Genomic DNA, 24,833 nt, shown 5'->3' with positions numbered 1-24,833 from the left:
ATTTCGTTCTTGTACAATTAGGACTTTAACTTCTATCATTTTTCAAGTAAAATAGAGAGTGTTTGTATAGAATATATATTATAGCAGTTTTTAACTGTATTCAGCAGAAAGTACATTCTTCTATAGTGGGGTGAGTATATACCTAGGCTGAATTAGTTAAAGCCTCCGGCGGGATGCATCGAAATTTATGAGTCAACTCAAAGTTCGGGCTTACATACGCTAAGGCGCATTTGATTATGTACATAGGGTAAGGGAGGTCAGAAAAAGTGAAAAAGAATCCATTAATACCATTTGCTTTAATTGCTGTTTTCGGTATTGGACTTATGTTCCTATTAGGATTTGTTGGACTAGGCAACATGGAAGAAATGGCTAACGGTGAGAATGAGCAGCCTGAAACAGCTGCAGCTTCTCCTGAGGAAATTTACCAAGGAAAATGCTCTGCATGTCATGGTGCAGATCTTAGTGGTGGTGCTGGTCCTGCATTATTAGGTGTAGGTGACAGACACTCAGCTGAGGAAATCCAAGACATTATTACAAATGGTAAACCTCCAGCAATGCCAGGTGGTTTAGTAACAGATCCAGCTCAAGTAGAAGAAATTGCTACTTGGTTAACTGAACAGAAATAATACATGAAAACCCTTTGCAAAAATGTAAAGGGTTTTTTTCTATTCCTTGTCCTAGATGGAAGTTTCCTTTCGATTCTTGTATAATTAAATTTAATCTAAAAAAAGACGTGGTGTTATTATGAATGAAGAAAAACTATCAAAACGACTAGAAACAGTTGCATCATACATACCAAAAGGGTCTATTTTAGCGGATATAGGTTCTGATCATGCTTATTTACCTTGCTATGCATATTTAAATGGACTAATTTCCAAAGGAATTGCTGGTGAGGTAGTGGAAGGTCCGTTTCAGTCAGCCAAAAAACAAGTTGCGAAGAATCAACTAGAAACAAAAATAGATGTACGTAAAGGAAACGGTTTAGAAGTCATTCAGCCGAATGAGGCCACATGTATTACAATTGCAGGTATGGGTGGTTCGCTTATTCGGACAATCCTAGAGGAAGGGAAACATAAGCTCCTTGGGGTAGAACGATTAATCCTTCAGCCAAATATCGGTGCATCTACTATTAGAGAATGGTTGATTGATAATGAGTGGGAATTAGTGACCGAGGAAATTCTTCAGGAAGATAAGAAAATATATGAAGTGCTGGTTGCTGAAAGAGGTAATCCCCTTCGACCATATGTGAACAAGGAAATTGAACTATTACTAGGTCCTTTTCTTGCAAAAGAAAGAAGTTCAGTTTTCGAAAAGAAATGGTCACATGAACTAGCACATTGGGAAAAAATCATAAAACAGCTTGAAGCAGCAGATGAATCTCCAGAAAATCAGATTCGAAAAGAAGAGCTACAGAGAAAAGCCAGAATTGTGAGGGAGGTTTTGAAGTGAGTAAAATACCAAATGGACACGAAGTCATTCAATTGTTTGAACAATTCTCTCCAAAACATCTTGCTGTTGAGGGAGATAAGATTGGTTTACAGATAGGAACTCTAAATAAACCAATAAAGACAGTTATGATTGCTCTTGATGTATTGGAAAACGTAGTAAATGAGGCGATCTCAAAAGATGTGGATCTAATTATTGCGCACCACCCACCAATTTTTCGTCCATTAAAAGCTCTCCAAACAGACACACCCTCTGGAAGAATTATTGAAAAATGTATTAGACATAATATTGCCATATATGCGGCTCATACAAATTTAGATGTGGCCGTAGGTGGTGTAAATGACTTACTAGCAGATGCGTTGGAATTAACAAACATTGACGTGCTAAGTCCAACCTATGAAGAAAAACTTAAAAAACTAGCTGTATATGTACCTAAACAATCTGCAGATGTCGTTCGAACGGCTTTAGGAGAAGCAGGGGCCGGATTTATCGGAAATTACAGTCATTGTACATTTAACACTCCAGGGACCGGAACATTTCTTCCGCAGGAAGGTACAAATCCATATATTGGTCAACAGGGCAGGTTAGAAGAGGTTGAAGAAGTGAAGATTGAAACCGTGTTTCCTAGTAGCCTGCAAAAAAGGGTTGTGTCAGCTATGATGAAGGCCCACCCTTATGAAGAGGTTGCTTATGATATATATCCTCTTGAAAATGAGGGGAACGTGTTAGGGTTAGGACGTGTTGGCTATCTTGAAAATGAAATGACACTTGAAGAATTCGCTTTACATGTGAAGAACAAGCTTGAAGTCGAAGGACTCCGTGTCGTTGGTTCGTTGACTGACAAAGTAAAAAAAGTTGCCGTACTTGGTGGCGATGGGAATAAATATATTTCTCAAGCAAAAAGGGCTGGAGCAGATGTATATGTAACAGGTGATATGTATTACCATGTAGCCCATGATGCGATGATGATGGGGCTTAATATCGTTGATCCAGGCCATCATATTGAAAAGGTTATGAAAAAAGGAGTAGCAGAAATATTAACAAAGACTTTTGCAGAAAAGAAATTTGATGTATCTGTATTTCCTTCTGAATTACATACTGATCCATTTACGTTTTTATAAAATAAAAAGGTACTCTAAATGAGTACCTTTTACTATATTTACAGCAGTCCCGATAGGATGACTGTAAAACTATATTATTTTTTACTTACTTTTACTTTTGGTAGAACCTTAAATAGTGGAACTTTTCTTTCTCGTTCCCAAGTTTCTTCTTTTTCTGGGTCAAATTGTTCTAGGAAGTTAATGACCTCTTTTGTAATTGGAGTTGGAGTTGAAGCACCTGCAGTAACAGCAACCTTCTCTACTCCATTTAACCATTCTAGCTGAATGTCACTCACATCGGCAACTCGGTAAGCCTTCGTTCCAGCAATGTCCTCTGATACTTGTGCGAGACGGTTAGAGTTATTGCTCTTAGGGTCACCGACGACAATTGTTAAGTCTGCTGCCCCGGCTTGTTCCGCAACTGCTTCTTGACGAACCTGAGTAGCTAAACAAATTTCATTGTGAACCTCAGTATGAGGAAACTTTTCTTTCACTTTTTCCATGACGTCAAGAACATCCCACTGGCTCATTGTTGTTTGGTTTGTTACAACAAGCTTTTCACTATCAAGTTCAAGCTTCTCAACATCTTCAGTTGTTTCAACAAGATGAACGTAATCAGGTGCTACTCCAACTGCACCTTCTGGTTCCGGGTGTCCCTTTTTGCCAATATAGATAATATGAAACCCTTCTGCTGTCTTTTCTTTGATTAAATCATGAGTTCTAGTCACATCAGGGCAAGTTGCATCCAGTGTTACGAGACCTCTTTCACGTGCAATTCTCTTAATCTCTGGAGATACACCGTGAGCAGTAAAAATGACAGTGCCTTGTTCTACTTGATTCAAAATCTCCAAACGATTAGGTCCGTCAAGCGTAATAATTCCTTCTTCCTCGAAGGCATCTGTTACATGTTTATTGTGAACGATCATTCCTAATATATAAATTGGTCTAGGTAATGTTTTATCTAAAGCGGCATTCTTTGCAATAACCATTGCATCAACTACACCGTAGCAATAACCGCGGGGTGCTATTTTGATTACTTCCATGCTTTTCTCCTCCTCAGCCATAAATCGGACAGCTGTATCAATACGTATAATTGATACTCTCGTAATCTCGTATTTATTATATCTGAGTATCGAGGATATTACAAAGGACTTTTAAATGTAAAGCTTTGGAACAGACTTACCTGAAGAAGTTGCTTTCGGTTTGTCAGATTCTTTAGTTTCTGTCCCGTCGTTAAAATCATTTGACGTTATATCCGATATTGGAATACTATCGGTTTCCTCTTCAGTTTCATTACCGGCATTTTTTATGGCACTATACATTTTTATCATGGCAGGGATATTCTTCATTAATGGACCATACTGCTGTACCACGGGGACTACTGATTCTGCCATTTTAAGTGTTTTTTGTATATTACCGACAACAGCACTAATATTGGATGGATTTGCTAAATTCTGTAGTGTACCAGCGTTCATTCCTTGAAGAGGAGAGGGGTTGAAGGATCCTGGCATCATGCCTCCCATACCTTGCATTGGATTTGATTGGCCCATTCCAGGCAATAATCTTTTTAAAAGCCCTCCTAAACCTCCTCTACTTTGCATTCCATTTCCCAAACCTTGTGGGGGATACCCAAATGGGCGTGAATACATAGTTGGTGGTCTCATTTGTCTCATATGTCTCATGTGATTCATAGGTTGCCTTTGCATAAACATAACTTATCCTCCTTTCAAATTGGTTAAGATAAGTAGAAAGAGTAATACCTTGTTTTTAGAATATGCGCGGATAGAAATAAATGTTTAACGAATTAACAGAATTAGGCGAATCATACGTTAGTTGGAGTTTTTTAGTTATTTCCTATATAATTAGATGTTAGGTTAATGAAAAAGCGAAATTTTTAGTAAAGCTTATCTTATTGATGCAACATAGTAATACAATGTCTACTAAGTACTATTAACCAATACATACTTAAAATAAATGAGGGATCGATATGACAAAACAAGACTTTGAACGTTTTCAGTTTCAACCTTTTATACTGGAAGCATTGCAGGATTTAAAATTTACAAAACCAACTGAAATTCAGGAACGGTTAATACCTAGCTTACTTCGTGGCGAAAGTGCAATTGGTCAATCGCAAACAGGTACTGGAAAAACACACGCATACCTGCTGCCAATCTTAAATAAAATTGATACAACAAAGCAGGAAGTACAAGCGGTTATTACAGCACCTACAAGAGAACTAGCAAACCAAATTTATCAAGAGATCGGTAAAATCGTTAAATTTAGTGGCGAAAATCCAATTACAGCTAAGCTGTTTGTTGGTGGGACGGATAAGGCTAGAGCAATTGATAAATTAAAAATACAGCCACATGTAGTGGTAGGAACCCCAGGTCGAATAAATGATTTAATAAAGGAACAAGCTTTACAAGTTTATACGGCTGATGCAATTGTTGTTGATGAAGCGGATCTAATGCTTGATATGGGCTTTATCGAGGATGTAGACCAGATTGCATCAAGAATGGTTGAAAAGCTTCAAATTATGGTGTTTTCTGCAACAATACCTGAAAAACTTAAACCATTCTTGAAAAAGTATATGGAAAATCCAAGATATACTCATGTTGCGCCAGAACAAGCAACTGCAGCAAAGGTAGAACATGTTCTTATTCCACTTCGACACCGACAAAAATTATCTATACTGCAAAAATTGTTAGAAGCATATAACCCATACTTAGCAATCATTTTTACAAACACGAAAAAAATGGCCGATGAAGTAGCAGATGGACTGATAGAAAAGGGACTAAAGGTTGGAAGATTACATGGAGACCTTTCCCCACGTGAACGTAAGAAAGCAATGAAGCAAATCAATTCACTTGAATTTCAATATGTAGTCGCAACTGATTTGGCTGCAAGAGGAATCGATATTGAAGGGGTAAGCCATGTTATCAATTATGAGCTACCAAGTGACCTTGATTTCTATATTCACAGAGTGGGAAGGACAGCAAGAGCGGGTTATTCAGGAATTGCTGCTACCCTTTACGATCCTTCAGATGAGGATGCACTTGTAAAACTGGAGAAGATGGGTATTACTTTTATAAATATGGATATCGAAAAAAATGAATTAGTGAAGATTAGCGAGCGGAACAAACGTAAAACACGAAAAAAACAGGTTGATGAAGTAGAGAAAAATGCCCAGAGCTCTGTTAAGAAGCCTAAAAAGGTTAAACCAGGCTATAAGAAAAAAATGAACAGAGAAATTGAATCCATTAAGAAGCGCCAAAGACGTTTGAAAAAGAAATAAGTAGTAACCTTATTAAGAAGAAGTCTCCTACTTCTATAAGTGGGGGATACATATAAAAGAGTATACAATTCTTTGTTTTGTAACTTGACTGAACAGAGCTTATCCTCTTGGCAGATCACGGTTTTTAAAGGCTGTTTTCGAGTATAAGCTCAAAGACAAAGAACGCTACAACATTGTGGAAAGGTCTTAGTATTCCACCTAGTTGCAGATCAAAATTCGTGCGCAAAATTCGCCAAGATGCTTTTGATTTTGTGATACAATATGATTAAATTCGTTTTGTTTTGGGAGATTGGAGTGTAGCAAATGCTTAAAATAGGCTCACATGTTTCAATGAGTGGAAAGAAAATGCTTCTAGCTGCTAGTGAAGAAGCAGTGTCATACGGTGCAAATACATTTATGATATACACAGGCGCACCACAAAATACAAGACGCAAAAAAATAGAAGACCTAAATATAGAAGCTGGACAAGCCCATATGAAAGAAAATGGAATAACTGAAATAGTCGTTCATGCGCCTTACATTATTAATATTGGAAACACCACTAATCCAGCAACATTTGAATTAGGTGTAAACTTCCTACGGTCCGAAATCGAGCGTACAGAGGCACTTGGTGCTAAGCAAATTGTTCTTCATCCGGGTGCGCATGTTGGTGCAGGTGCTGAGGCTGGAATCAAGAGGATTATCGAAGGCTTAAATGAGGTTCTTACAAAAGATCATAGGGTACAAATTGCATTAGAAACAATGGCGGGAAAAGGCTCTGAATGCGGTAGTACGTTTGAAGAGATTGCTCAAATTATTGATGGGGTAACTCATAATGAAAAGCTTTCAGTTTGCTTTGATACGTGTCATACCCACGATGCTGGATATGATATTGTAAATGACTTTGACGGTGTTCTAGATCAATTCGATAAGTTAATTGGTATTGATCGGATAAAGGTACTCCATATAAATGATAGTAAGAACGAACAAGGGGCTAGAAAAGACCGCCATGAAAATATAGGCTTTGGAAAAATAGGATTTGAAGCTCTTTCTACTATTGTCCATCACCCTTCGCTTCAAGATGTGCCAAAGATTCTTGAAACTCCTTATGTAGGAGAAGACAAAAATAATAAAAAGCCACCATATAAATATGAAATAGAAATGATTCATGCAAAATCATTTAACAAAGCTTTACTGGAAGACATTCTGAATCAATAGAATGGAAAAAGGCTAAAGGCGCATAGCCTTAAGTGACAACCTTAAGACAAGGCGTTGATAGAAGTCACTTACCATTTTATCGGTTGGATTAGACCAGAGTCGCTGGAGCCATTGGGCTAGATATTGAAAAAAGCTGTCTTATTGACAGCTTTTTTCAACTCGTGAATTTTAAGAATAATTGATTTAATTTACGTGCAACCTCAGGACTTGTAATTTGTGCTATTTCTCTTAACAATTGATTTTTTTCTTCAGGATTAAATATATTTATATTCTTCCTTTTACGAATTAACTTTAATACATTTGTTGCTTGTGCCTTTGTTACATCTATGTCATATTGCTGACCATATTTCATTAAATCTTCAGGTGTAAGTGTCTTAAGTTTTTGGTTAATAATTTGTTGATATATATTCATTACCGTTTCCCACCTTCCTCACGTTAGTTTATTTCGTACGGGTAAGGTGTGTGCATAAAACAATACATAAAGTAGTGATTGGAGTGATCAGATGAATAGAGTGCACAAAAAAGAGAGTTTCGGTCATAAAATGTTCCGTGTAATCATGATTATTATAGGCGCTGGTTTTGCTGCAGCTGCAATTGAATTGTTTTTGATTCCAAATAAAATTATAGATGGTGGGATAATCGGTATTTCGTTAATTGTCGATTATTTAACCCCGTCTTATATTACGTTCGGCTTCCTTGTGGTACTATTCAATCTGCCATTTATGTATTCAGGTTATAAACAAATTGGAAAAACCTTTATGTGGTCTAGCATTTTAGGGATAATGTCATTAGCAATTATCGAGACCTTGCTGCACCATGTTCCCGTTTTTGATATAGAACCTATCCTTGCAGCTGTATTTGGAGGTCTTCTCCTTGGTGCCGGAGTTGGTCTTGTGATACGTAACGGAGGATCAATGGATGGAACCGAAATATTATCCATTATCTTAACGAAAAAATTGCCGTTCTCAGTTGGAGAATTTGTCATGTTTATCAATATATTTATTTTTGCATTAGCAGGTTTTGTGTTTGGAATTGAATCCGCCATGTATTCTGTATTAGCATATTACATTGCGTTTAAAACGATTGATACGGTTGTTGAAGGACTCGATGAGACGAAAGCAGCAATAATCGTTTCTGAACAATTTGATGAGATATCAGATGCCATATTACATCGACTTGGTCGTGGGACCACAAAACTTATGGGAAGAGGCGGTTATACGGACGCACAAAAGGAAGTAGTGTATGTTGTTGTGACGAGGCTAGAGGTTACAAAACTTAAGGTGATTATCCACGAGATTGACCCAAATGCCTTTATCACCATAATGGATACACATGAAGTTAAAGGTGGTAGATTTAAATCTGCAGTTCATTAAAAAGGTTACGCTCCTTTTATGTTACTTTTTTTTATTGATTCAGGTAAGTGATTAACACTTTTTCAAAAAGTTCTGTTCAAAAACAGGTTTTTTTAAAAAGGGTTAATCCTATTTTTTTCTTTTTATAATGGAATGGCTATAGTCAAAACCACTTTACTTTACACATATCATCTTGTATACTTTTATGAGTACAAATCGTAATGATTCTTAAAAAGGTAAAATAATCTAAAAGTTAGGTGATAACTTGACACATACAAATCCAGTTTTAACTATAAAAGATCTTTCTTTCCGCTATGATGAACATATCGTCTTAGACCATATCAATTTGGTTGTTCCACGGGGGTCTTTTCTAGCAATCGTGGGTCCGAATGGTTCCGGGAAAACTACATTGTTAAAAAGCATTCTTGGCATTTTAAAAATACAGAAGGGTTCCATCGAATTATTTGGAGTGGAGAGTACCAAATTTAAAGACTGGAGCAAAATCGGTTTTGTTTCGCAAAAAGCGAATAGTTTTAACTCCGGGTTTCCAGCAACTGTATCTGAGGTTGTTTCGAGTGGACTAACGGCAAAGCTAGGATTGTTCCGATTTATAAAACAAGAGCACAAGAAGAAAGTTGTTCAAGCCCTGAAGGCTGTTGGAATGGATCATTTCTTAGATCGTAATATAGGGGAACTTTCTGGTGGGCAACAACAGCGTGTTTTTATCGCACGTGCACTTGTAAGTGATCCTGAATTGTTAATCCTCGATGAGCCAACAGTAGGTGTAGATGCACAAACAGTTCAAACCTTTTACAATATGCTTGAGGACATAAGTAAGAACAAAGGAATTACGTTAATCTTAGTGACTCATGATGTGGGGACGATTTCACAGAAAGTCTCTCATGTGGCTTGTTTAAATCGAGACCTTCATTTCCATGGAAGTGCCGAGGAATTTGAACATGTCAAGGAACAGGACTTATCCGAGTTTTATGGACATTCACTTCAAGTCATTACTCACAATCATACCCATGGAAGGTGAAACAATGCTTTCAGATATTTTTCAATATGAATTTTTACAAAATGCATTCCTGAGTGGCTTGCTAATTGGATTTATTGCACCGTTGCTCGGAGTTTTTATTGTTGTTAGAAGACTTTCGCTTATTGCAGATGCGTTAAGTCATGTTACGTTAGCAGGGATAGCAGCAAGTTTATTGCTAGAAAAAAAACTGGGCCTTGCCCAACCAATTAACCCTATCTATATGGGAATGACCTTCTCAGTAGTCGGATCATTATTTATCGAACGTCTTCGTACGGTATATAAGCATTATCAGGAGCTTGCGATTCCGATTATTTTATCCGGTGGGATTGGGTTAGGAGTTATTTTTCTATCTTTAGCAGATGGTTTTAACACAGATCTGTTTAACTATTTATTCGGAAGTGTGAGTGCGATTAGTCGCACTGATTTATGGACAGTAGTAGGGATTTCGGTTTTGGTTATCTTAATCGTTGTTTTCTTATATAAGGAATTATTTCTATTATCTTTTGATGAAGAGCATGCAGCAGTTTCGGGTATAAATGCCAAAACGATTCATTTTATCTTCATTGTTACAGTTGCATTGGTTATTGCTGCGTCTATGAGAATAGTGGGTATTTTATTAGTATCATCCTTGATGACACTGCCAGTTGCAGCAAGTATTCGGATTGCAAAAGGGTTTAAGCAAGCAATCATCCTCTCCGTTGTGTTTGGAGAACTATCCGTTATTTTGGGATTGGTGCTATCTTATTATCTTGATTTAGCTCCAGGAGGAACAATTGTAGTACTTGCAATCCTTATTTTATTAGGTGCAATTGGTTGGAAAAAGTTGTGGAAAGGAAGAGCAATGGTATGAATGTTTCTGAAGCGATGCAACTTATGAAGGAAAAAGGATATAAGCATACTGGAAAACGACAGGAGATGCTTGAATTATTTTCTGATTCCGATAAATATTTGACAGCGAAGGATGTTTTAGATCAACTAAAAGGGAATTATCCTGGGCTAAGCTTTGATACGATTTACCGGAATTTATCTCTATTTGTTGACCTTAGTATTTTGGAAATGACGGAGCTATCAGGTGAAAAACATTTTCGATTTACATGTGGTGGTACCCATCATCATCACCATTTTATTTGCTTGGAATGTGGAAAAACGAAGGAAATCGAATCCTGCCCAATGGATAAAGTCGTTGATAATTTATCTGGATACGATGTTACGGGACATAAATTTGAAATCTATGGGTCTTGCCCGGAATGTAGGATATAAAATCAGTACCTTTTACTTGAAATGATTAACAATTATATTTATCCCTCCTTTCACTCATACTATAAATGCTCCTTTACCATAAGGAAAGCGAGGGATAAGCATGGCAGAAGAAGATAAAAACGTAAAAAATTCACTAGAGAATAATGATTTTGATTACTACGTTGATTCTAATTTAGGTGCAAATGCTGACTCAAGCTATAATGAGGAAACGGCAGCTGAAGTTGCCGCTCCAATAAATTATGGTCCTGCTAAACGAGAAGCGAATAATACGGGAAATAACACGAACGATAATGCAGTGGGTGGTACTGGTATGGGATGGTTAGCCCTAGCATTATCAATTATTTCCTTATTTGTAATGCCTGTCTTAATGGGAGCAGCGGGTATTATTATTGGATTTATCGCACGCAAACGTGGAGCAACTGGTTTAGGAGCATGGGCAATCGGGATTGGTGCTATCTCAATCATTGTTGGCATCTTTATCCTCCCATTTTTTTAACAAAATCATATATAGCAAAAAACAAGCCCGACGCATTTGCGTTGGGCCTGTTTTTGTCTATTAGCTTATTTTTGTGCTTGTTTTGCGTAGTATTCTTCTGCAAGCTTGTCAATTTCTTTTTTCAGTTCCTCTACCATTGTCTCTTCAGGAACCTTACGAACGGTTTTACCGTGGCGGAATAGTAATCCTTCGCCTCTAGCGCCAGCGATACCAATATCCGCCTCACGAGCCTCACCAGGTCCGTTAACAGCACATCCTAATACTGAGACCTTAATAGGTGCTTTAATAGTTGAAATATACTCTTCCACTTCATTTGCAATCTTAATAAGGTCTATTTCAATTCGTCCACATGTTGGACAAGATATTAAGGTAGCTGCATTTGCTGCTAACCCAAATGATTTTAATAATTCACGAGCAACCTTTACTTCCTCAACTGGATCTGCACTTAATGAAATACGTACAGTATTTCCAATTCCCTTGCTCAAAATAGCTCCTAAACCAGCAGCACTTTTAACTGTTCCTGAAAAGAGTGTACCTGATTCAGTAATACCTAAGTGAAGTGGATAATCGAAAGCTTGTGCAGCTTTCTCATATGCCTCAATGGCGAGAGGTACATTTGATGCTTTCATTGATACAATTATGTCATGGAAATCAAGATCCTCTAAAATTTTAATATGATGTAAGGCACTTTCTACCATTCCATCAGCAGTTGGGTACCCATACTTATCAAGGATTCGCTTCTCTAGTGATCCAGCATTTACACCAATTCGGATTGGAATTCCTTTTTCTTTGGCCGCTTTTACTACTGCTTCGACCTTTTCTTTGCGGCCGATATTACCTGGATTGATCCGGATTTTATCGGCTCCTCCCTCAATTGCTTTTAACGCTAATTTATAATCAAAATGTATATCAACTACAAGAGGAATTGAAATTCTTTTTTTGATTTCTGGAATGGCATTTGCAGCACGTTCATCGGGACATGCTACTCGGACGATTTGACATCCTACTTCTTCTAGACGTTTAATTTCAGCAACTGTTGCCTCTACATCATGTGTTTTTGTAGTGGTCATACTTTGGATAACTACTTCATTGTTACCACCGATCGTTAAATTCCCTACTTTAACAGGTCTTGTTTTTGTACGATGGATGATTTCACTCACGAATATCGCTCCTTTAGGTTTAAAGCTTCTTATTAATTACTATATAAGGGTAATCCTTTATTTGAAAAATATCTAGTTAAAAAAACAACTTCCTGCCTATTTTACAGTTGAAACGAAAAATTGACAAGAAAAGCGCCTTTATTCTTTTGTATAGAGTGGGAATTTATACGTTTTCCCGATTTGAAGATGGTCTGCTTTCGTATCTGGATTTAACTGCTCAAAATCTTTTATTACTGATTCAATGGATGAGAGTTGATTTCCAGCATTTATTGTTTCCGCTATCGATAATAATGTGTCCCCTGCTTTTACCTTGACATCTTTAAATGGAATACTTGGTGTATGTGTCATTACTTCTTCTACTTCTATTGTTTCATTTTTTGCATCTGGTAAGGTTCCAATTCTAACATCGTAATAAATAATATATAAAATAAATACAATTGATAGAAATGCTACTAATCGTTTCATCCTATTACCTCCAAAAGTTCTACCTATTACAACATATGCTTGTCCTAACGATATATGCTTAAAATGATAGAATTGAGGCAAAAATTTACTAGACATGATAGAAATACATACTTTTACATACAAGAGTGAAAAATAGAGTAAAGAGAGTATAGAAAACCCAAATTACAATAGAATAAAAAATTAAATAATTTAATTCTTTACAATAAAAAAGTACTGCGTTACTATTTTTATTGTGTGTTTGCTTACAAATTTCGATAAAAAATTTAGGAGTTGGCAAAGTGGAACTAGACGTACAGAGTATGATATTTCAGTTTATTGGTGGTCTTGGTATCTTCCTATTCGGTATTAAGTACATGGGTGATGGTTTACAAAAATCTGCCGGCGATAAACTTCGGGATATTCTAGATAAGTTTACAACTAATCCTTTCATGGGTGTACTAGCTGGTGTTTTCGTAACATGCTTAATCCAGAGTAGTTCTGGAACGACAGTTATTGTTGTAGGATTAGTTAGTGCTGGTTTTATGACATTAAGACAAGCAATTGGCGTTATTATGGGAGCAAATATCGGAACAACAATTACAGCCTTTATTATAGGTATTAAGATTTCCGACTACGCACTTCCAATTATCGCTCTTGGTGCAATCTTGCTATTTTTCTTTAAAAGTAAAAAAATACATAATTTTGGCCAAATCGTCTTCGGTTTTGGTTCACTCTTCCTAGGATTAGAGCTAATGGGGGACGGGATGAAGCCACTACGTACACTTGAAGCTTTCCGTGAATTAACTGTTAGTATGAGTGATAATCCGATACTTGGTGTTGTCATTGGTACTGTATTTACAGTTATTGTTCAAAGTTCAAGTGCCACAATTGGTATTTTACAGGAGTTATTTGGGGAAGGTCTTCTAGATATTTATGCTGCGATACCAGTTTTATTTGGTGACAATATCGGAACAACGATTACAGCTGTTTTAGCATCGATTGGTGCTTCCGTTGCGGCGAAAAGGGCTGCATTAACACATGTTATCTTTAATATAATTGGTACAATTATTTTTATGCTTTTGCTTGTACCATTCACAAAGGTTATCTTGTTTTTACAAGGTTCATTAAACTTAAATCCTGAAATGACAATTGCATTTGCTCATGGTACATTCAACGTGACGAATACAATTATTCAATTCCCATTCATTGCTGCTTTGGCATTTATTGTGACGAAATTAATTCCAGGTGAAGATTCACTTATCGAATATAAGGCGAAACATCTTGATCCTGTGTTTATTCAACAATCACCAGCTATTGCGTTGGGTCAAGCGAGAGAAGAAGTAGTGCGAATGGGTGAATTCGCAGTTAAGGGTCTTGAGGAATCGAATACGTATTTGAACGAGAAAACACAAAAGCACGCAGATACATCTATGCAAATCGAAGATGCTATTAATAATTTAGATAAAAAGATTACTGACTATTTAATTAAGCTTTCATCAAGATCACTATCTCCACAGGAATCACAATTACACTCAATGCTAGTGAATTCTGTCCGTGATATCGAAAGAATTGGGGATCATTTTGAAAATATAGTTGAATTAGTCGACTATCAGCTCTCCAATAAAGTTAAACTTACTGAGGGTGCACTGGAAGATTTAAATGAAATGTTTAAATTAACGATTTATACTGTTAATGAAGCTGTTCAAAGTCTCCAAAATAATGATCGCACATTAGCAATTGATGTTGTAAAACAAGAAGAAAAAATTGACACAATGGAACGTTCATTACGTAAGAAGCACATCTTGCGTTTAAATGAGGGACAATGCTCCGGACAGGCTGGAATCGTGTTTGTTGACATTATCAGTAATTTAGAACGAATCGGTGACCATGCGGTTAATATTGCTGAAGCAGTTTTAGGAGAACGTGATTTATAATTCATACACACCAAAGGATACAAGGCATAAAGCCTTGTATTTTTTTGAAAGGAGAAATGATTATAGTGGGCATCTTAATGTGGATATTAATTATTTTATTATTTGTCATTTCATTTGTAGGTCTTGTCTATCCAATTATTCCAAGCGTTCTTTTCATTGCAGGAGGCTTTTTGGTTTATGGTCTTTTCCAGGGCTTTGAATCATTAACGATTTGGTTTTGGGTAATTGAAGGTCTATTTTTACTGCTTTTACTAGGAGCTGATTACGCAACCAACCTGGTTGGAGTGAAGAAGTATGGTGGAAGTAAAGCCGCTGTATGGGGTAGCACGATTGGATTGCTTATAGGGCCGTTTATCATTCCGATAGCAGGGATAATCATTGGTCCATTTCTTGGAGCATTTGTGGCAGAACTACTTGTTCATAAGAAGGATGTAAAGGGTGCATTTAAGAGCGGAATAGGCTCTCTTGTAGGGTTTCTAAGTGGAGTTGTTGCAAAAGGAGTTATCCAGGTTATTATGATTGTGTATTTTTTATTTGTTGTATTCTAATGAATAAACCTATTGAACAGGGAGAATATAAACGTGGTGAAAGTAAGTTTATACGAAGTAAGTAGTAATCAATAGTGCTTTTTATTTGAAAGATAATACTAATTTTGGTAATCTAACAAATGAGGACTACTGAAGGCGGTAACGTTTTCAAATGTTCAATTGTACATATTTAAGGAGGAAAAAAAAATGGCATACGAATTACCACAACTACCTTATGCTTATGATGCATTAGAGCCACACATCGATAAGGAAACAATGAACATTCACCACACAAAGCATCACAATACTTACATCACAAATGTAAATAACGCTTTAGCAGGTAACGAAGAGCTTGCAAGCAAATCAGTAGAAGAGTTAGTTTCTAACTTAGATGCAGTACCTGAAAACATCCGTACTGCAGTAAGAAACAATGGCGGTGGACATGCTAACCACAGCCTATTCTGGACTATTCTTTCACCAAATGGTGGCGGAGAACCTACTGGAGATTTAGCTGATGCAATCAACAGCAAATTCGGTAGCTTAGATGCTTTCAAAGATGAGTTCACAAAAGCAGCAACAACTCGTTTCGGTTCTGGTTGGGCTTGGTTAGTAGTGAACAATGGAGAACTTGAAGTAACAAGCACTCCAAACCAAGACTCTCCATTAATGGAAGGTAAAACTCCTGTTCTTGGTCTTGATGTTTGGGAGCACGCTTACTACCTAAACTACCAAAACCGTCGTCCAGATTATATTGCTGCATTCTTCAATGTAGTTAACTGGGAAGAAGTAGCAAACCGTTATAACGCTGCAAAATAATAAAAATTATGCCAGTAGATACGATTACTGGTTCCAGAGTGTAGACAATCAGATATGATTTTGTCTACACTCTTTTTTTTGATCCCAGACTGTCTCGAAAACGCTCGAAGACAAGGCGCGCAATCGAGCGAAGACGGCTTTTATGGGCCGACGAGAGAGGCAAGTACCGCAGTATGGGAGCGTTTGTCAACAGTTTAAAGGCCAGTTCATTCGTCTACTAGCTTTTTATTGCCCAGAAATCGAATATCTCCCCTTGTTTTTGACACACTAACTAGTAGATTAAAAAGGGGAGTCAGCTTATGTTTCGTTTTAAAAAGGTACTCGGTGATGTGCCGGTTCACAAGGATTTAATCTTATTATTAGTGATTGGTGGATTGTATGCACTTAGTATCGCTTTATCAAATACGTTTGTGAACGTCTATCTATGGAAGCAGTCAGGAGACTTTAAAGATTTAGGTTTGTATAATTTAGCAGTAGTGGTTCTGCAGCCATTAACCTTTATTATAGCGGGTAGATGGGCCAAGAAAATTGATAGAGTGATCGTATTGCGGCTTGGAGTATCATTCTTAGCCATTTTTTATATCACGGTATTATCGATTGGTGAATATGCCTCTCAGTATCTTCTCCTATTAGGGGCCCTATTAGGTATTGGGTATGGCTTTTATTGGTTGGCATTTAATGTGTTAACCTTTGAAATAACTGAGCCAGAAACCCGTGATTTTTTTAACGGATTTTTAGGACTGCTCGGTTCATTTTCAGGAATGATTGGGCCCATTGCAGCAGGATTCATCATTCATTCAATGGAAAGTACAACAGGGTATACCGTTATCTTTGGGATTTCGCTTGGTTTGTTTGCGGGGGCAGTTGTTCTTAGTTTTTTCTTAAAAAGAAGAAAAGCAGAGGGCGATTTTGTATTTAGAAGGATACTTACGGAACGAAAGAACAATTCAAACTGGAAACATATCCTACATGCTCATTTCTTTCAAGGGATTCGCGAGGGTACTTTTGTCTTTGTTATCTCCGTTTTCGTCTTTGTGGAAACAGGAAGCGAATTAGCTCTCGGTAAATTTGGATTAATTAATTCAGCCGTATCATTTTTATTTTATTTTATTGCAACAAGGTTAATCAAAAAGAAAATGCGCAAAAAGTCCATCCTTGTTGGGGGCTTATTGATTTATCTTGCAATCTTTGCCATTCTGTTTGAGGTAACCTATATAAGGCTGATTATATATGGAATAATTATTGGAATTGCATATCCTATTCTTTTGGTTCCATATAATTCATTAACATATGATGTAATAGGGAAGGCTTGGAATGCAAAGGAAATGAGAATTGAGTATGTAGTTGTGAGAGAACTATTTTTAAATATGGGAAGAATTGTATCTATTTTGTTATTCTTGCTAGCAGTTACCTTTTTTGATGACAAACAAAGTATACCTATTCTACTAGCTATTGTAGGTTCAGGACATTTAATTCTTTACTTTTCGATACGGAAAATCAAAACACCTGATGCTGCTGGTCCAGTTCAATCTAAATCAGCTGCAAATAGAAAGCTCATCGAGGGCGAAGGTGGTTCAACAGCTTAATTGGTGTTAATTACGTATGGTAAAAAACTTGAATTTCTTTTACAATAGAAAAGAAGGCACCTGGCCTGACCGGGTGTCTTTTTAATTGTTTAGGAATTATAAAATTTTTTGAACTGTTGATATTTATTTCTACGTCTAGTTCCAGCGCCAAGCCCCTCAAGGTGCCCCTGTCGGACTTGCACAGGACGTGGCAGCTTTTAGTGGACGTTCATTTTCGAGGGGCTTGCGCTGTTGTTCTTTGCCAATGCTCTCTTGGACTTTTGGTGAATTTATACAAGGTGTATTTCATTCATAAGAAATCAATTGCATGATAAAATAAATAATAAACCCATATGAAGGTTGTTGATAGACATGATAAAAAAGAAAAAATCACATGTTCCTTTTCGGTTAAATATGTTGTTTTTTGCTGTTTTTCTTCTTTTTTCTGCACTAGTCCTACGACTAGGTGTAGTACAAATTGTTCACGGTGAGAAGTTTCAAAAAGAAGTAGAAAAGACAGAAAATGAAGTTGTAAACCTGCCTGTACCTAGAGGAAAGATCTATGATGCAAAGGGAAATGTTATCGTTGATAATCAAGCGTTAAATGCGATCACATATACGAGAGCAAGAGGTACAAAGCAAGAAGAAGTACTTGTTGTAGCTGAAGAACTTGCTAAAATTATTGAAATGAAGACCGATAAGGTAACCGAACGTGACTTAAAGGATTTTTGGATGCTTAAATATCCGAAAGAAGCAGAAAAGTTAGTAACAAAAAAAGAGCTTAAGAAAATGGAAGATGGGGATTTATCAAGCACAGACATTTACAAGCTTCAAATTGACCGTATAACGGAGAAGGATCTTAAAGTCATCACAGAAGAGGAGCTTGAGGTAGCTGCCATTTTCCGCGAGATGACAAAAGGGTATGCGCTTGTCCCTCAAATTGTTAAAAATGAAAATGTCACACCTGAGGAATATGCCATTGTAAGTGAAAACCTCGAAAACCTACCAGGTGTTAATACAACAACAGATTGGATTCGTGACTATAGATATGACCATACACTTAAATCTATTCTTGGAAGAATTTCCGATACGGATGAAGGGTTACCAGGTGATAAATTAGACTATTATTTATCTCGGGGCTATAACCGTAATGATCGTGTAGGGTTGAGTTATTTAGAGGCTCAATATGAATCGGTATTACATGGTCAAAAGGCTAAGGTAGAGAATGTTATCAAAGGCAATGCAGTACAAGAAACAATTGTAATTTCAGAAGGTCAAAGAGGTAGTGACCTAGTACTAACTATTGATATGGAACTTCAACAAGCAGTTGAACAAATCCTTGAGGAACAGATTAAAGCACATAAACAAATGGGTGGAACACAATATCTCGACCGCGCATTTGTCGTCATGATGAACCCTAAAACAGGAGAACTCTTAAGTATGGCTGGAAAGGTCTATGCAAGAGGAGAAGATGGCAACATGGGGTTCCAGGATTATGCGTTAGGCACAATGAACGCTGCGTATGAGATGGGTTCAGCTGTCAAAGGTGCCACCATGTTAACGGGTTACGATACGGGTGTACTTGGTATTGGTTCGAGGTACTATGATTCACCAATGAAAATTGGTTCACAAGGCTCATTAAAAGGTTCATGGAAAAACTTAGGAGACACTAATGATTTAAAAGCACTTGAAATGTCATCTAACGTCTATATGTTTAAGACATTTCTTGATTTAGCTGGTGGTAATTATGCATATGGTCAACCAATTTCAATAGACACTGATGCATTTCGCGTTGCGAGAAACTATTTTAGTCAATTCGGTTTAGGTGTGAAGACAGGGATAGATTTACCGGGAGAGGCTACAGGTTATCCTGGAACTCAACTAACTCCTGGTCTACTAATGGACTTGTCGATTGGACAGTATGATACGTATACAACCTTACAATTAGCTCAGTACGTGTCCACAATTGCGAATGGTGGGTACAGAATGCAACCAAAAATTGTGAGGCAGATTCATCAACCGACCATGGAAGAAAATGAACTCGGTCCAATTCAGGTGCCATTTGAACCAACCGTAATGAATAAAGTCGATATAGATCAAAAATACTTCGATCGTGTTCAACAAGGCTTTAGATTAGTTTTTCAAGGCTCAGGAGGAACTGCTCGTAGCGTTTTTTCAGGTAAACCTTATAACGCAGCCGGGAAAACAGGATCTGCCCAATCGTTTATTAATGGTATCGAGGCAGTGAATAGTACACTTGTCGGGTATGCTCCATTTGACAATCCAGAGGTAGCATTTGCTGTAGTGATACCTTACGCTTACTATGGTAATACGTCACATAATATGAACCTTAAAGTTGGGGAAGCGATTTTAGATAAATATTTTGAGTTAAAAGAAAAGAGAGCTACAGAGCCTCATGATGAAGCTGTACCAACTACTGAACAAAATGAAGAAACAACTGAAGATGAAGCAGAAGGTCAATAAATTGAACACGAGTAAAGAAGCCTAACGAATTTTTCGTTAGGCTTTTTTATATTTACTCAACTACAGCTTTCTACATAAAATGGGTGAATTCATCAATTTCTTCGAATTTACAAAACCTTTACATTCAATTCATACGAGATTAATAGAATGAGATTATTCTAAGTTTGTAGGACAAAAGAAATACAAACTCACTCTTAGGGGGAATTTAGGAAATGAAACGTTTGAAACTTTTAGCTTTAGCAATTATAGGATTCTCAATGCTTGTACTAGCAGCATGTGGGAACGAAAGTAGTACTGAAGAAAACGACAAACAATCAGGCAGTGAGAGTGAAAGTGCAGAATTAGAAGGTAGCGTTGTAATTGATGGATCTGGAACTGTATATCCGTTCATGTCAAAGATGGCAGAAAATTATATGGTAAATGAACAAGAAAATGTATCAGTAGAAGTAAGTCGTGCTGGAACAAGTGCTGGTTTCAAAAAGTTCCTAGTTGAAGAAGGCGGAACTGATTTCAATGATGCTTCACGTCAAATTAAAGACGAAGAAGCAGCAACTGCTGAAGACTTAGGAATTGAAGTGAAAGAATTAAAGGTAGCTCTTGATGGATTAACATTCGTTGTCCACCCTGATAATGATTGGGCTGAAGAATTAACACAACAAGAAGTTATTGATATCTTCCTTGCTAGTGGCGGTAAGAAGAACTGGTCTGATGTACGTTCTGATTTCCCAAATGAACCAATCAAAACATACGGACCTAACGAAAACCATGGTACTTATGAATTCTTCTGGGAAAACATCTTAGAAGAGCAAGATTTAGTAGCAGAAGCAAATCTTCAACAAGAGTACTCTACATTAGTAGATTTAGTGTCAAAGGATAAAAACGCAATCGGGTTCTTCGGATATGGATATGCAGTGAATAACAAGGACAAAGTGAAAATTGTAAAAATTGATTTTGGTAACGGTGCTGTTGAACCAAATCTTGATACAATCAGCGAAGATGGTGACTACGCTCCATTTACAAGACCAGTATTTACGTACCTAAATGTGAACATGGCTAAAGAAAAGTCACAAGTATTAGATTATGCAATTTACACAATGAAGAACGCTGCTGATGTAGCTGCTGAAACTGGATTTGCTCCACTTCCAGAAGAAGATTTACAAAAAGTAGTTGAAGAATTAGAAGCTTTAAAATAAGAAACGAATACAAAGAAGGTGAGAACAAACTCTGATCTCACCTTCATGTTTGTCTCATTAAATAGAAAAAAGTTTGTCTCTAAAAATTGGTCTCTATAAAAAGAAAAAAGAATTGAAGGGAGTTTATTATGAAGGAAGGAACGAAAACTGTAAATGTTCGTGAGATGATTGCGAAGAACAAGAGCAGCAAAAGCATAAATACAGTTATAGAAAAAGTCATACCAAAAGGCTTACTATTAATTGCAACTATCTCTGTTTTAACAACAATTGGTATTGTTCTAACTTTGTTATTTGAAACATTTGAGTTTTTTAAACGAGTACCTTTTTTAGATTTCTTTACAGGTACTGTGTTAAAACCCCTAGGCGAAAATGCTGAATTCGGGGTACTACCTCTATTAACAGGAACGGTTATTTCATCGGCTATTGCAATGCTTGTCGCAATTCCAATTGGATTGATGTCAGCGGTCTACCTAAGTGAATATGCTTCAGATCGTGTACGGAAAGTTTTAAAACCAATCCTTGAAATTCTTGCGGGAATTCCGACCATTGTATATGGTTTCTTTGCTTTAACGTTCGTAACACCTCTTTTACGATCAATATTCCCTGGTCTTGAACCAACCAATATCCTCAGTCCAGGTATCGTAATGGGAATCATGATTATTCCTATGGTTGCATCTCTTTCCGAGGATGCGATGAGCTCTGTACCACATTCAATAAGAGAAGGTGCTCTTGGTCTTGGCTCAACAAAACTTGAAGTAACATGGAAGGTTGTTATTCCTGCTGCAATGTCTGGAATTATAGCTTCATTTGTTCTTGGTATTTCAAGAGCGATCGGTGAAACGATGATCGTTACCATTGCAAGTGGAAGCTCCAAGAACTTTACATTTGATCTAACCCAATCAATGCAAACAATGACTTCATATATCGTTGAAGTAAATAGTGGAGATGCGCCGGCCGGCTCAACTTTGTACTATAGTTTATATGCTGTAGCTATTACACTATTCGTGTTCACATTAGCTATGAACTTACTTGCACAGTATATTTCTCGTAAGTTTAAGGAGGAATATTAAAATGAAATACGTAAATATGGCCCAGGTGCAGAAGAAACTAAACAATCGTGTGGCAACAAACAATGTAGCCAAAACTATTTTCTTTTTATCAACCCTGTTTGGTTTAGTCGTTTTGGTTATTTTATTTTATCGAGTTATTTCCCAGAGTCTTGGCTGGATTGATATTCCCTTCTTAACAAACAAGTTATCAACAGTTGCTGAGAATGCGGGAATTATGGGAGCTATTCTTGGAACTGTATGGTTAATGCTAGTTGTTGCTCCTATTACACTATTCTTAGGTGTAGGAACAGCTATTTATCTTGAAGAATATGCAAAGAAAGGTCGCCTCCAACAATTTATTCAGATGAATATATCTAATCTTGCAGGTGTACCCTCCATTGTATTCGGTATATTAGGACTTACAATATTTGTACGTAGCTTTGGACTAGGCAATATCGTACTAGCAGGTGGACTAACCATGTCCTTATTAGTTCTACCAATTGTAGTAGTTTCAGCTCAAGAAGCCATTCGTGCAGTTCCTGGCTATTTGAGAGAGGCTTCCTATGGAATGGGTGCAACGAAATGGCAAACCATTAAAAACGTAGTACTTCCGGCTTCCTTACCCGGAATTTTAACTGGAGTTATTCTTGCACTGTCAAGAGCAATCGGAGAAACAGCGCCGCTAGTTGTAATTGGTATACCAGCTCTATTAATTCCATTACCAGATAGTATATTTGATAAATTCACAGTATTACCTATGCAAATCTATTATTGGACACTTGACTCTGCATTAGTAGCAGAATACGCGAACCTTGCAGCGGCAACGATTGTTATTTTATTATTGGTTTTATTCTTAATGAACTCAATTGCAATCGTTATTCGAAATAAATTCCAACGAAGATTCTAATCTGAAAAAAGGGAGAGGAATACACAGATGTCATTACAAGTTGCTGCAAACCAACAGTTGAATATAAATGAAAGTGAAAAAAAGATTGTATTTGATACGAAGGATTTAAATCTCTGGTATGGGGATGATCATGCTCTTAAAAGCATCAACTTCCCAATCTATGAAAATGAAATTACAGCTATTATTGGCCCATCTGGATGCGGAAAATCAACGTATATTAAGACATTAAATAGAATGGTTGAGTTAATCCCGATTGTTCGTATATCAGGAGAAATTTCATATCGAGGTAAAAACATCCTTGATAAATCATATAAAGAAGAAGAACTTCGTACAAGAGTAGGTATGGTGTTTCAAAAACCAAATCCTTTTCCAAAATCGATTTACGATAATATTGCTTATGGTCCTAGAATTCATGGGATACGGAATAAAAAAATACTTGATGAAATCGTAGAGAAAAGCTTACGTGGAGCAGCTATTTGGGATGAGGTAAAGGATAGACTTCATGAAAATGCATACGGTCTTTCTGGAGGACAACAACAACGAATTTGTATTGCCCGTTGCCTTGCGATCGAACCTGACGTTATTTTAATGGACGAACCAACCTCTGCACTTGATCCAATCTCAACATTAAAAATTGAAGAGCTAGTTCAAGAGCTAAAGAAAGATTTTAGTATCATCATTGTTACTCATAACATGCAACAGGCTGCACGTATATCTGACCGGACTGCATTTTTCTTAAGCGGAGAAATCATTGAATATGCAAAAACAGATAAAATGTTCTCAAATCCTACAGACAAGCGGACAGAGGATTACATCACAGGCCGTTTTGGATAATTTGTAGGCTTGAAAAGCTTAAAAACAGTATGAACTTTTGAAAAAAAAGATAAGGAGTGTTTGGTATGGCCATACGTACTAGTTTAGATAAAGATCTTGAGCGTCTTAAAGAACTCCTAATTGAGATGGTAAACTTATCGAAGACAGCCGTTGAAAAATCAGTACAATCACTTGCACATCAGGATAAAGTAATGGCTCAACAAATTATCGATGAAGACTATAAAATTAATGAGTTAGAGGAAGAAATCAATAATTTAATCATTCAATTGATTGCACAACAGCAACCAGTTGCATCAGATTTACGCGCCATTATTGCTGGGCTTAAGATTTCAAACGATGTTGAACGAATTGGGGACTTAGCCGTAAATATCGCAAAGTCTATTCTTCATATTGGAAATGGACCATTAATTAAGCCAATTGTGGATATTCCAAGAATGGCGGATATGGCGTTAGATATGCTTAATAATGTGATCAAGGCTTATATTGATAGGGATGTTGATTTAGCGATTAGAACGGCAGAAGCGGACGATGCGATTGATACGTTATATGGACAAATCGTAAAAGAATTATTAGAACTAATGCCAAGCAAGCCTGATTCAATTACGCAAATCACTCAATTATCCTTTATCTGTCGTCATCTTGAAAGAGTCGCTGACCATACTACAAATATGGCAGAACATATCATCTTTATGGTCAAGGGTAAAAAAATTGACCTAAATGCATAAGAAAAGCTCA

At 36.9% G+C, this 24,833-nt stretch carries 25 protein-coding genes; 20 read left to right on the top strand and 5 right to left on the bottom strand.

Translation table 11 applies throughout. The features are described 5' to 3' along the window. Positions 1-266 precede the first annotated feature (266 nt). The 3 genes from cccA (at position 267) to ACWNMY_RS04070 (ending at position 2,567) form a co-directional block, all read left to right on the top strand. A complete protein-coding gene (gene cccA, locus ACWNMY_RS04080; RefSeq protein WP_449537005.1) occupies positions 267-626 on the top strand; it encodes a cytochrome c550 in 360 nt (119 codons plus the stop codon). Between the two features lie 118 nt (positions 627-744). Next, positions 745-1,449: a tRNA (adenine(22)-N(1))-methyltransferase gene (locus ACWNMY_RS04075; RefSeq protein ID WP_449537004.1), complete on the top strand. Its 705-nt coding sequence runs from the start codon at positions 745-747 to the stop codon at positions 1,447-1,449. Continuing rightward, the gene (locus ACWNMY_RS04070) at positions 1,446-2,567 is read left to right on the top strand and encodes a Nif3-like dinuclear metal center hexameric protein (RefSeq protein ID WP_449537003.1); all 1,122 of its coding nucleotides are present in this window, start codon (positions 1,446-1,448) and stop codon (positions 2,565-2,567) included. The genes ACWNMY_RS04075 and ACWNMY_RS04070 overlap by 4 nt, the downstream gene beginning before the upstream one ends. Before the next feature lie 74 nt (positions 2,568-2,641). On the opposite strand, the gene ACWNMY_RS04065 is transcribed toward ACWNMY_RS04070, so the two are convergent. Then, complete coding sequence (locus tag ACWNMY_RS04065) at positions 2,642-3,589, bottom strand: 4-hydroxy-3-methylbut-2-enyl diphosphate reductase (protein WP_449537002.1); 948 nt, start codon at positions 3,587-3,589, stop codon at positions 2,642-2,644. 111 nt (positions 3,590-3,700) lie between these two features. After that, entirely contained in the window at positions 3,701-4,258 is a 558-nt protein-coding gene (vrrA, locus tag ACWNMY_RS04060) for a VrrA/YqfQ family protein (RefSeq protein WP_449537001.1), read from the bottom strand. 275 nt (positions 4,259-4,533) lie between these two features. Here vrrA and ACWNMY_RS04055 point away from each other — a divergent pair, with 275 nt between their 5' ends. Beyond that, positions 4,534-5,841 carry a DEAD/DEAH box helicase gene (locus ACWNMY_RS04055; RefSeq protein WP_449537000.1) on the top strand — a complete coding sequence of 436 codons (1,308 nt, stop codon included), beginning with the start codon at positions 4,534-4,536 and terminating at the stop codon, positions 5,839-5,841. Between the two features lie 303 nt (positions 5,842-6,144). Next, the gene (locus ACWNMY_RS04050; RefSeq protein WP_449536999.1) at positions 6,145-7,038 is read left to right on the top strand and encodes a deoxyribonuclease IV; all 894 of its coding nucleotides are present in this window, start codon (positions 6,145-6,147) and stop codon (positions 7,036-7,038) included. Between the two features lie 154 nt (positions 7,039-7,192). Here the strand turns inward: ACWNMY_RS04050 and ACWNMY_RS04045 are convergent, their stop codons facing one another. Next, positions 7,193-7,450, bottom strand: coding sequence for a DUF2624 domain-containing protein (locus ACWNMY_RS04045; RefSeq protein WP_449536998.1), 258 nt, complete (start codon positions 7,448-7,450; stop codon positions 7,193-7,195). A gap of 91 nt (positions 7,451-7,541) precedes the next feature. Between ACWNMY_RS04045 and ACWNMY_RS04040 the strand changes: the two genes are divergently transcribed. The 5 genes from ACWNMY_RS04040 to ACWNMY_RS04020 all read left to right on the top strand — a co-directional run bounded on the left by ACWNMY_RS04040 (position 7,542) and on the right by ACWNMY_RS04020 (position 11,185). Beyond that, on the top strand, positions 7,542-8,411 hold the full coding sequence (locus tag ACWNMY_RS04040) for a YitT family protein (RefSeq protein WP_449536997.1): 870 nt from the start codon (positions 7,542-7,544) through the stop codon (positions 8,409-8,411). A gap of 244 nt (positions 8,412-8,655) precedes the next feature. Further along, a complete protein-coding gene (locus ACWNMY_RS04035) occupies positions 8,656-9,429 on the top strand; it encodes a metal ABC transporter ATP-binding protein (protein WP_449536996.1) in 774 nt (257 codons plus the stop codon). Between the two features lie 4 nt (positions 9,430-9,433). After that, positions 9,434-10,279 (top strand): metal ABC transporter permease, encoded by an 846-nt coding sequence (locus ACWNMY_RS04030; RefSeq protein WP_449536995.1) that lies wholly within the window; start codon positions 9,434-9,436, stop codon positions 10,277-10,279. After that, entirely contained in the window at positions 10,276-10,689 is a 414-nt protein-coding gene (locus ACWNMY_RS04025; RefSeq protein WP_449536994.1) for a Fur family transcriptional regulator, read from the top strand. The genes ACWNMY_RS04030 and ACWNMY_RS04025 overlap by 4 nt, the downstream gene beginning before the upstream one ends. A 100-nt stretch (positions 10,690-10,789) precedes the next feature. Continuing rightward, on the top strand, positions 10,790-11,185 hold the full coding sequence (locus tag ACWNMY_RS04020) for a DUF4190 domain-containing protein (RefSeq protein ID WP_449536993.1): 396 nt from the start codon (positions 10,790-10,792) through the stop codon (positions 11,183-11,185). A gap of 65 nt (positions 11,186-11,250) precedes the next feature. On the opposite strand, the gene ispG is transcribed toward ACWNMY_RS04020, so the two are convergent. Both ispG and ACWNMY_RS04010 read right to left on the bottom strand, forming a co-directional pair. Further along, positions 11,251-12,351, bottom strand: coding sequence for a flavodoxin-dependent (E)-4-hydroxy-3-methylbut-2-enyl-diphosphate synthase (gene ispG / locus ACWNMY_RS04015; protein WP_449538381.1), 1,101 nt, complete (start codon positions 12,349-12,351; stop codon positions 11,251-11,253). Between the two features lie 132 nt (positions 12,352-12,483). Further along, a complete protein-coding gene (locus ACWNMY_RS04010) occupies positions 12,484-12,810 on the bottom strand; it encodes a LysM peptidoglycan-binding domain-containing protein (protein ID WP_449536992.1) in 327 nt (108 codons plus the stop codon). 278 nt (positions 12,811-13,088) lie between these two features. Here ACWNMY_RS04010 and ACWNMY_RS04005 point away from each other — a divergent pair, with 278 nt between their 5' ends. The 10 genes from ACWNMY_RS04005 (at position 13,089) to phoU (ending at position 24,823) form a co-directional block, all read left to right on the top strand. Next, complete coding sequence (locus ACWNMY_RS04005) at positions 13,089-14,723, top strand: Na/Pi cotransporter family protein (protein WP_449536991.1); 1,635 nt, start codon at positions 13,089-13,091, stop codon at positions 14,721-14,723. 65 nt (positions 14,724-14,788) lie between these two features. Next, on the top strand, positions 14,789-15,271 hold the full coding sequence (locus tag ACWNMY_RS04000) for a DUF456 domain-containing protein (protein WP_449536990.1): 483 nt from the start codon (positions 14,789-14,791) through the stop codon (positions 15,269-15,271). A 186-nt stretch (positions 15,272-15,457) separates the two neighbouring features. Then, positions 15,458-16,066 carry a superoxide dismutase SodA gene (gene sodA / locus ACWNMY_RS03995; protein ID WP_449536989.1) on the top strand — a complete coding sequence of 203 codons (609 nt, stop codon included), beginning with the start codon at positions 15,458-15,460 and terminating at the stop codon, positions 16,064-16,066. Between the two features lie 299 nt (positions 16,067-16,365). Beyond that, positions 16,366-17,652 (top strand): MFS transporter, encoded by a 1,287-nt coding sequence (locus tag ACWNMY_RS03990; protein ID WP_449536988.1) that lies wholly within the window; start codon positions 16,366-16,368, stop codon positions 17,650-17,652. Between the two features lie 351 nt (positions 17,653-18,003). Beyond that, on the top strand, positions 18,004-20,115 hold the full coding sequence (locus tag ACWNMY_RS03985) for a peptidoglycan D,D-transpeptidase FtsI family protein (protein WP_449536987.1): 2,112 nt from the start codon (positions 18,004-18,006) through the stop codon (positions 20,113-20,115). A 212-nt stretch (positions 20,116-20,327) separates the two neighbouring features. Further along, a complete protein-coding gene (locus ACWNMY_RS03980) occupies positions 20,328-21,308 on the top strand; it encodes a PstS family phosphate ABC transporter substrate-binding protein (protein WP_449536986.1) in 981 nt (326 codons plus the stop codon). Positions 21,309-21,436: 128 nt separating this feature from the next. Continuing rightward, a complete protein-coding gene (gene pstC / locus ACWNMY_RS03975) occupies positions 21,437-22,378 on the top strand; it encodes a phosphate ABC transporter permease subunit PstC (RefSeq protein ID WP_449536985.1) in 942 nt (313 codons plus the stop codon). Between the two features lies 1 nt (position 22,379). Then, a complete protein-coding gene (gene pstA, locus ACWNMY_RS03970) occupies positions 22,380-23,264 on the top strand; it encodes a phosphate ABC transporter permease PstA (protein WP_449536984.1) in 885 nt (294 codons plus the stop codon). A 27-nt stretch (positions 23,265-23,291) separates the two neighbouring features. Continuing rightward, complete coding sequence (gene pstB, locus ACWNMY_RS03965; protein ID WP_449536983.1) at positions 23,292-24,098, top strand: phosphate ABC transporter ATP-binding protein PstB; 807 nt, start codon at positions 23,292-23,294, stop codon at positions 24,096-24,098. 65 nt (positions 24,099-24,163) lie between these two features. Next, a complete protein-coding gene (phoU, locus tag ACWNMY_RS03960) occupies positions 24,164-24,823 on the top strand; it encodes a phosphate signaling complex protein PhoU (protein WP_449536982.1) in 660 nt (219 codons plus the stop codon). The last annotated feature ends 10 nt before the right edge of the window (positions 24,824-24,833 follow it).

The organism is Ferdinandcohnia sp. Marseille-Q9671 (genome assembly GCF_976954385.1).
This window is presented reverse-complemented; position numbering and strand designations above follow the sequence as displayed.